We start from the raw sequence: 8,657 nt of genomic DNA, 5'->3' as shown, positions 1-8,657 counted from the left end.
TCAATATAGTAAACAACATTTTCTTTTGCGTATTACTGTATAGTAGTATACATACTTCTTTGTATCTGAATGAATACTTTTCGACACTTTTCAATATTGCTTGGTTACCATGTATCACAGCATTAATAATCCTACCAAGCATCATCTTATTCAATTTAACAGCAGAAAAAAACAACCCACGCTTCTTGTACTACTTTTCGATTTTAATTTCACTGCTAACCGTTTGTATTTTTAGTTTTACTACAATTGACTAATTGATTTTTGACAGAAAAGGACATATTTCATTGATTCTCTAAGATAACATAAGTACTTTTGCAAGCTTAATTTAATTTTTATGTTTGCGAATTTAATAACCCGGATAATAACTTCACCTGTAACAATTTACACCATACGTTGTACAATAGGTCTTGCTATTGGCTACGCTTTGTTATTGCAATTCCCGGACTATCAATTAATATGGACGATTATTTCAATTATGCTTGTCATTTCTCCTGAGGGTAAAAACTCAAAGAAATTATCTGTCGAGCGATTCAAATCCAATTTAGTCGGTTCTATTGCAGGACTTATCTGTTTAGAAATACAGCCCAACGTAAACTTCTATGTGTGTTTACTCGGAGTTTTCATCACCATCTTGACCTGCTACTTTTTCAATATTCTAAATATGGCAAGAGTTGCTTTAGTTGCTCTTCTAATCATTCTCATACAACCTCATACAACAGAAATGGGAGTAGAAATAACTCCTGTAATTCGAACTTTATCAGTGACTATTGGCTGTCTTATTGGCTTATTGATTACGGTTTTCACCTCAATAATTATTCGCAGTCTAAAACGTCATTATGGCATTCCTTTAAAATAAACTTTGCTCAAGGTGAATCACAACATTAATGAAATCTACTAATTGATTCATTCTCGGCATTCGAGTTTCATTAATTGGTGGAATGAAATCCCTCATTTCATTTTCTGTCTTATATTTGTACAAATCACAAAAAGTACACAATATGGCTGCAAAGGCTAAAGCTCCAAAAGAAACTCCTCTAATGAAACAATACAATGACATCAAGTCTAAGTATCCTGATGCTTGTTTGTTATTTAGAGTTGGTGATTTCTATGAAACATTTGGAGAAGATGCTATTCGAACTGCAAATATTTTAGGCATTACACTTACCAAACGATCTCCAGGTACTGCAAGTGAAATTGAACTTGCAGGCTTTCCACATCACTCAGTCAACGTCTACTTACCAAAATTAGTAAAAGCTGGTTTACGAGTGGCAATCTGTGATCAATTAGAAGATCCTAAAACAACAAAGACAATTGTAAAAAGAGGTGTCACAGAACTTGTAACTCCTGGTGTAGCACTTAATGATGAAGTACTACAATCAAAAACAAACAACTTCTTATGTGCAATTCACTTTGCAAAAAAGAATATTGGTATTTCATTTTTAGATGTATCCACAGGAGAATTTTTAACTTCTGAAGGCGATAGTGAATATATAGATAAACTATTACAGAATTTTCACCCAAGTGAAGTACTGGTACAAAAAAACAATAAACTAAAGTTTCAAGAATACTTTGGCAACAATTACAACCTTTTCTTTTTAGACGATTGGGTATTCAAAGAAGATTTTGCCTTTGATTCCCTTACTAAGCACTTTAATACAAACTCATTAAAGGGATATGGGATTGAAGATCTGGAAGAAGGTATTATTTCTTCAGGTGCTATCTTATACTATCTATCTGAAACACAACACACCAAGATACAGCATATCAGTAATATCCAACGCATAGCAGAAGATGCTTATGTGTGGATGGATCGATTTACTATACGCAATTTAGAGCTTTACAATAGCACAAATCCAAATGCTATTACCTTGCTTAGTGTCATAGATAAAACGATTTCTCCTATGGGAGGACGCTTACTAAAACGCTGGTTAGCATTACCTTTAAAGAACAATAAGCGAATAGTAGAACGACATGAGGTAGTAGAAGAATTAAAAAGAGAGACTGCCTTATTGACTGTATTTCAAAAACAGATTAAACAGATATCTGATTTAGAACGACTAACTTCTAAAATAGCCACAGGTAAAGTTTCACCAAGGGAGTTAACCTATCTTAGAGAGTCACTTGATGCTATTATTCCCATCAAAGAACATGCATTAAAAAGTAAGAATATTGCCTTAAAAGGCATTGGAGACGCTTTACATGATTGTGGACTTCTGCGCGAAAGAATTGAAAAAACAATTCACCCAGAGGCTCCTGTATCAATCACTAAGGGAAATGCCATCGCGCAAGGAATAAATAAAGAGTTAGATGAATTAAGAAGTATATCCCACTCAGGAAAGACCTTCTTAGAAGCCATAGAATTAAGAGAAAGCCAAAATACAGGTATCCCTTCACTAAAAGTAGCCTTTAATAATGTTTTTGGTTATTACATAGAAGTGCGCAATACTCATAAAGATAAAGTTCCTTCAAACTGGATTAGAAAGCAGACCTTGGTTAATGCAGAACGATACATTACCGAAGAATTAAAAGAGTATGAAAGCAAAATCTTAGGAGCAGAGGAGAAAATATATAAACTTGAAACAGAGTTATACGACGAATTTGTCAATTGGTGTGCGCAATATATAAAACCCGTACAATTAAATGCTAATCTAATAGCTCAAATTGACTGTTTAGCGTCCTTTGCACAATTGGCTATTGACAACAATTATGTTAGACCTACAATTGACGACAGCTATGATTTAGAAATCACTGAAGGTAGGCACCCTGTCATTGAGAAACAGTTACCACATGATGTACCTTATATATCTAATGATGTATATTTAAACAACAATACCCAGCAAATCATCATGATCACGGGACCTAATATGTCAGGTAAATCAGCTATTTTAAGGCAAACTGCCTTGATTGTATTATTGGCACAAATGGGGAGTTTTGTCCCTGCTACGGCAGTTAGAATGGGCGTTGTAGATAAAATATTCACCCGTGTTGGAGCTTCAGATAATATTTCAATGGGAGAATCTACTTTCATGGTTGAAATGAATGAAACAGCATCCATTCTAAATAATATATCCGATAGAAGTTTAGTATTGTTAGATGAGATAGGCCGTGGAACAAGTACCTATGACGGTATATCCATTGCTTGGGCGATTGCAGAATACCTGCATGAACATCCAACAAAACCCAAGACACTTTTTGCAACTCATTATCACGAATTAAATGATATGCAAGAATATTTTGATGGCGTTAAAAACTTTAATGTATCAGTAAAAGAGCTTAAAGATAACGTGCTTTTTATTAGAAAATTAGTACCAGGAGGTAGCGCACATAGTTTTGGTATTCACGTAGCAAAAATGGCTGGTATGCCAAAAACAGTAATTAATCGCGCCGAAAAGATGCTAAAACAGCTCGAAAAAGGACACAAAAAAGAAGAACAAGCTCTAAAACCTGCTGAACAAGATTTACAGTTGAGTTTCTTTAATCTGGATGACCCTTTACTCGAGGAAATTAAACAGGAGATACTCAATACAGATATCAATGCGCTTACCCCTATTGAAGCCATGATGAAACTAAATGAATTGAAGAAATTAGTTACCAAATAATACGATAAGCAGTAGTCTTTTTGAAGGACTACTGCTTTTGTATAAAAAAACTTTCATTTTTTTATTTTTGATAATCAACAACTTGTAAAATATTTCATTTTTTTTCGATCTGAATGTTTGGAGATACGGAAATTCGTTCTATATTTGCACTCGCAATACAGAAGTAAAGCAACGTTCATAAAAACAATATGCGAAAATAGCTCAGTTGGTAGAGCGCAACCTTGCCAAGGTTGAGGTCGCGGGTTCGAACCCCGTTTTTCGCTCAAACTTTTTGCTCGGGTGGTGGAAGTGGTAGACACGCTGGACTTAAAATCCAGTGGGTAGTAATGCCCGTGCGGGTTCAAGTCCCGCTCCGAGTACTTAAAAATCCTAAGTTAACGCTTAGGATTTTTTTTTGTCCCTATAGAAGTTATCCTTAAGGGTATCTCTAGGAAAGAAGATTTCTTAATTTTGTTTCTTAAATGATATGAGTGCATTCGTTATTAGTATTAAAGAGAACGGAAAATATAAATACACTTTTGAACATAGAAGAGGGAAAACCCTTATGACTAGTGTGGAGTATCCGACCATTGAAGCTGTACAAGCAAATATTGAGTTTCTTAGATCAAACTTTAGTTCTCTCAACTTTATCAAGTTCAAAACTCCAGGAGGCAAACACTTCTTCCGTTTAGCTATAGAGAAAAAGATATATGCGAACAGTAGGAGATTCAATACAGAATTGAGATTTGAAAAAGCTATGGAGGAGATAAAACTAAACTTCAACAACGCTGAGATATTGGACTTATCCTTTGATATTTTTGGCAATCTATCAGCTGATGACATCTTTGGAACAGAATAATTTCTTGAATCAATACTATAAAAAACTGATAGCCAATAGGTAAGTATTTTTATCTAAAAAAAGTAAAAAAAGACTTTTTATTTCATAAAAAAAGATTCTATATTTGCACTCGCAATACGGAACAAGTATTGTAGTCTACACTAAGACGCTCGGGTGGTGGAAGTGGTAGACACGCTGGACTTAAAATCCAGTGGGTAGTAATGCCCGTGCGGGTTCAAGTCCCGCTCCGAGTACTAAAAATCCTAAGTTTACGCTTAGGATTTTTTTGTTTATAACTCATCTCCTATCTATATTCGATTGATTTCTTTAAAATAACTATACCTTTAGTCCCGTAAAACAAACTAAACATTATCTGTACTTATTACACAAATGAAAAGAGAATTAGACTACTTGGTAAAAATAGAGGGAAATGAAGCACTCTTAGATCGCTTTATAGAAGCTATATTCAATAATACTTGTTTGATTGCAGACGATTATCCATCACCTTATGTATTAGAATCAGGTGAGCGATTTTACAATGGTACTGTAATTGACTATTTCTTTCAAACAACTCCTTTTTCTGAAGAAAGATACACCGCTTTTTTTGAAAAACTAAGAGCTTTAAGTGGATTCAATAGTTATTATTATACTTTAGGTGAGAAATTAAAAAAACTAATTTCTACAGTATTTCCACAAGTAAGTTATAAGGATAGTTCGCTCAAAGTAGACACTAAGCAAGAACCTCTACCCTTAACGCAAGAACAAGACGAAATACTTCGTTTCTTGTGTTATTTGGCTATTGGACATATAAAATACGACGCCAGTTATGCCACTATAACTGCTAACAAATACTTTAACTTAGCGAAACGCCTTGGATCCAAAAGAGTAGATGAACTCTACCAATATGGAGCTGGTACTATTGCAAATGATATTCTTGTGTTTCAAGACAAGCAGGTAGATTGCATTGCAAACGATGTAACTGCAACCATTAGAATAAAAGTACAAGACGATACAGAACAAACGTATCGAAAAGTACTGACTTATATAAACAAATTACTAAAAGATGACTTTCCTAAGAGTTATGCTATTGAATTTGAAGGACCAAATTTAAAAGATTTGAAGGTAGACAACCTACCGGAGTGTGGTCAAAGATATTTATTTGCTACTGCTGTACAATATGAAGCACTACACCCGTTGATGATCGAGTATATCAACACAGTAATGAGAAAATGGGAATGGTACACTAATGTAGATGAAGAGGTATGTACGATGCCTTCAACCTTTGCTGTCATGGCTTTAGGACTATGGGATAGACGTTATTTTAATCTTCTAATTAACTACTACCACATTGTAGACGGAGATCATCAATATGTACATCAAAATTACACGTTGCCTTTTCTACAAAAATACGGAATAGACGCAGAAAGTATTAAAGTATATATACAAGGGGTTCTGTCTATGCAAGAACAACCACATGAAGGAGCTTATACAGCATACTTTGCCTCAACTGAGGTACTAAAATTACTTTTAGATAGCAAAGAACACTTTGCTACTTATTATTTCTCTGCCGAAGATCTTGAGGATTTTGAAGACAGTGGAAATGAAGTGGAAGAAATGGCTGAGTACTGCTGGGAAAATGTGATGTATACAACCTTTGGTTTGGCTGATAATTATCCTGCACTTACACAAGATTGGAGTACTGAAGCAATAACACTGTTTAAACAACTAACAGAAACAACTGAATAAAAAACAAGCCTTATAATTCTTTATCCATTTTAGAATTATAAGGCTCATTCAATTTTAGTTACATGGAACAACATACTTTTTACAAGCTAAATTCACACTCATGACAACCTTTAAAAGTAATTAAGCAAAAGCAACTTTTATGTTTTTTTACAAAAAGAATGCACAATAAATATAGATAATACTAAAAATATACTCCACTTTTTCATGTTCTCAGTTCCTTTCTTTCTCTTGTCATTAATCTACTTTCTCTACTTACCAATTTAAGCTTCCATCATCAAATCAGGTAATTGATCATTAAGATACACTTGGTTTTGATTTATCTGAACAACACAATCATTCAGATAATTTACCTCACATAAGAAATGTATCCAATGATCACTTATACTCCCTTTATAATCAATCATAATTCCATATAGAAAAACATGATTCTTCCCTTGTCTAAACTCTAATGAATTATGACACCCGAAAATGGAATACGCTTCCTTTTTACTTGAAAAAAACCTACTCATTATATCGCTTTGTTTGGATTCTTTAGATACTCTTGGTATCTCTCCCACTCACTATCTTTTTCAGAATTCTCTCCGTAAATAATTTTAATTGGCTTAATTCCTTTTATCGGATATTTTTTCCCTTCCATTTCTACATACCACTCTGTAGAAAAATCTTCATTAAGCTTAAACTTTATCATTATTAACGTGTTAGGATTAGATGTGGTACTCATTATCTTATACATCTCTTCAAAATCGTAATGCATTGCTATATAGTCGATTTGCTTTGTCCCCTTCTTACTAATCATTAATACAATAAATAAAGGAATGGCTTTATCTTTGTTTTTCAATTGGTTCCTAGGATATTCCTTAAAAAATAAGATTGGATAACAATTTTCCTTATTAAACATTGAAATCTTATACTGATACACTTCATATTCTTTAGGCAAATCCCATTTTAGCTCCCAATTAAAACGTGTACGGTATTTATCCCAAATTCCAAATGGTACACCATGCTCTTTTATATAAGGAAATTGTTCTGGAAACTCTTTTTCTAAATTATAAAAGTCCTCTTGACTAACTACAGAACTAGGCCATACGTCTCTCACATTTATCAAATCAATCTCTTCTGCCTGAAAACGCACAATCTCGATTTGTTCAAATAACGCTTTTACCCAAACTACTACTGTTCCTCCTGGTGTTATTCCAGTAATTATGTTTTCATATCCAAAATACTCACCATTACTTTCATCTATTCCACCTATACTAAAATACTTTTTTATTGTATCTGTTGGTAATTCAAAATCACCAGCATAACATTTCTTTTCAGCAAAGGAGATATATTTAACAGATAATCTAATCGGTAATGCAGATACATCATTACTGCCGGAATGAATAGACATACCCTGTCCCCAATCTCCTGCACTAAATCCATTAGGGATATATTTAGTACCACCACCTTCTAAAGTGTAATATCCCTCATGTAAATACATCGGAAATCTACCATCCCAACTCTCCCTTGCATACCATTCATATTTCTCTAAATACTTCACCTCTTTCTTATTACTGTTTTTTGTGGTTTTTATACAGCCAACCATTAAAACAGATAATACTAAAAATATACTCCACTTTTTCATGTTCTCAGTTCCTTTCTTTCTCTTGTCATTAATCTACTTACCAATTTAAGCTTCCATCATCAAATCAGGTAATTGATCATTCAATTTCACATTAACAAATAATTTTTAATTAAAAACACATAAAGTATTATAAAATTAACTTAAATAAATATATTAATACATAAAAAATACACTTAAATAACAAATATTAAAAAACTTAGAAAGGAAGTTCAGATTAACATCTTTGTTCTATGAAGGATTACAATAAGTTTTAAAGAATAATACTGTCAGAATACTTTGCAGAGCATTCAAATAGATTAATCTCACTATCCCTATGCTCTTTGCTAATAGTAACTTCAACTAAGTTAGCAAGTCCACTATTTGATAGTATAACAAAAGAGTAAAGTCAATCTTTCTGCTATCATATTCTTCACTTTTATTAACCGTATCTACTTATTACACTAATAATACACACAAAAAACACTCAATAACTAACTATTAATCAACACCTAAAGAAATAATGTGTTTTTTCATCAAAAAAACATCATTTAAAAGTTGTGTGCTAAAATATTACATTCTATATTTGCACTCGCAATACAGAACAAGTATTGTAGTCTACATCAAGACGCTCGGGTGGTGGAAGTGGTAGACACGCTGGACTTAAAATCCAGTGGGTAGTAATGCCCGTGCGGGTTCAAGTCCCGCTCCGAGTACTAAACGGGAGAATTGAACAAAAAATTCAATTCTCCCGTTTTTATTTTTAGCTATCTACTAAAGTTAATCCTTATTCCGGATCAATCTCAAAAGTTGTGTTTAGGCATAAAGCTTAGTCAATCTGTATAAAAAGAAATCAATATCTCTTACACCTCTAAACTGAGCTCTGAATGCTTTA

The 8,657-nt window shown here is 33.3% G+C and carries 6 protein-coding genes, 4 tRNA genes and 1 pseudogene; 8 read left to right on the top strand and 3 right to left on the bottom strand.

Features of this window, described 5'->3' with window-relative positions:
• The first annotated feature begins 334 nt into the window (after positions 1-334).
• The 7 genes from GOQ24_RS16275 (at position 335) to GOQ24_RS16245 (ending at position 6,162) form a co-directional block, all read left to right on the top strand.
• Positions 335-856 carry an FUSC family protein gene (locus GOQ24_RS16275; RefSeq protein WP_155091169.1) on the top strand — a complete coding sequence of 174 codons (522 nt, stop codon included), beginning with the start codon at positions 335-337 and terminating at the stop codon, positions 854-856.
• A gap of 142 nt (positions 857-998) precedes the next feature.
• On the top strand, positions 999-3,599 hold the full coding sequence (mutS, locus tag GOQ24_RS16270) for a DNA mismatch repair protein MutS (protein WP_155091170.1): 2,601 nt from the start codon (positions 999-1,001) through the stop codon (positions 3,597-3,599).
• Between the two features lie 190 nt (positions 3,600-3,789).
• Positions 3,790-3,862: transfer RNA gene (locus GOQ24_RS16265), tRNA-Gly, on the top strand.
• Between the two features lie 10 nt (positions 3,863-3,872).
• A tRNA-Leu gene (locus GOQ24_RS16260) sits at positions 3,873-3,958 on the top strand.
• 107 nt (positions 3,959-4,065) lie between these two features.
• Positions 4,066-4,437, top strand: a complete 372-nt coding sequence (locus tag GOQ24_RS16255; protein ID WP_155093505.1) for a hypothetical protein — start codon at positions 4,066-4,068, stop codon at positions 4,435-4,437.
• Positions 4,438-4,584: 147 nt separating this feature from the next.
• Positions 4,585-4,670 (top strand) — tRNA-Leu (locus GOQ24_RS16250).
• 136 nt (positions 4,671-4,806) lie between these two features.
• On the top strand, positions 4,807-6,162 hold the full coding sequence (locus tag GOQ24_RS16245) for a DUF6138 family protein (RefSeq protein ID WP_160340168.1): 1,356 nt from the start codon (positions 4,807-4,809) through the stop codon (positions 6,160-6,162).
• A gap of 260 nt (positions 6,163-6,422) precedes the next feature.
• Here the strand turns inward: GOQ24_RS16245 and GOQ24_RS16240 are convergent, their stop codons facing one another.
• Both GOQ24_RS16240 and GOQ24_RS16235 read right to left on the bottom strand, forming a co-directional pair.
• Positions 6,423-6,671, bottom strand: coding sequence for a hypothetical protein (locus GOQ24_RS16240; protein WP_160340167.1), 249 nt, complete (start codon positions 6,669-6,671; stop codon positions 6,423-6,425).
• The gene (locus GOQ24_RS16235) at positions 6,671-7,786 is read right to left on the bottom strand and encodes a DUF2931 family protein (protein ID WP_160340166.1); all 1,116 of its coding nucleotides are present in this window, start codon (positions 7,784-7,786) and stop codon (positions 6,671-6,673) included. Before GOQ24_RS16235 ends, GOQ24_RS16240 begins: the two co-directional genes overlap by 1 nt.
• A 606-nt stretch (positions 7,787-8,392) precedes the next feature.
• On the opposite strand from GOQ24_RS16235, the gene GOQ24_RS16230 reads away from it, so the two are divergent.
• A tRNA-Leu gene (locus GOQ24_RS16230) sits at positions 8,393-8,478 on the top strand.
• Positions 8,479-8,578: 100 nt separating this feature from the next.
• Here the strand turns inward: GOQ24_RS16230 and GOQ24_RS16905 are convergent.
• Positions 8,579-8,657 (bottom strand): annotated as a pseudogene (locus GOQ24_RS16905) (transposase); the annotation flags it as partial.

Source organism: Myroides sp. LoEW2-1, assembly GCF_009767705.1.
Lineage (GTDB): Bacteria > Bacteroidota > Bacteroidia > Flavobacteriales > Flavobacteriaceae > Flavobacterium > Flavobacterium album_A.
The sequence above is the reverse complement of the archived record's forward strand: the minus strand, read 5'-3'. Positions and strand labels throughout refer to the sequence as shown.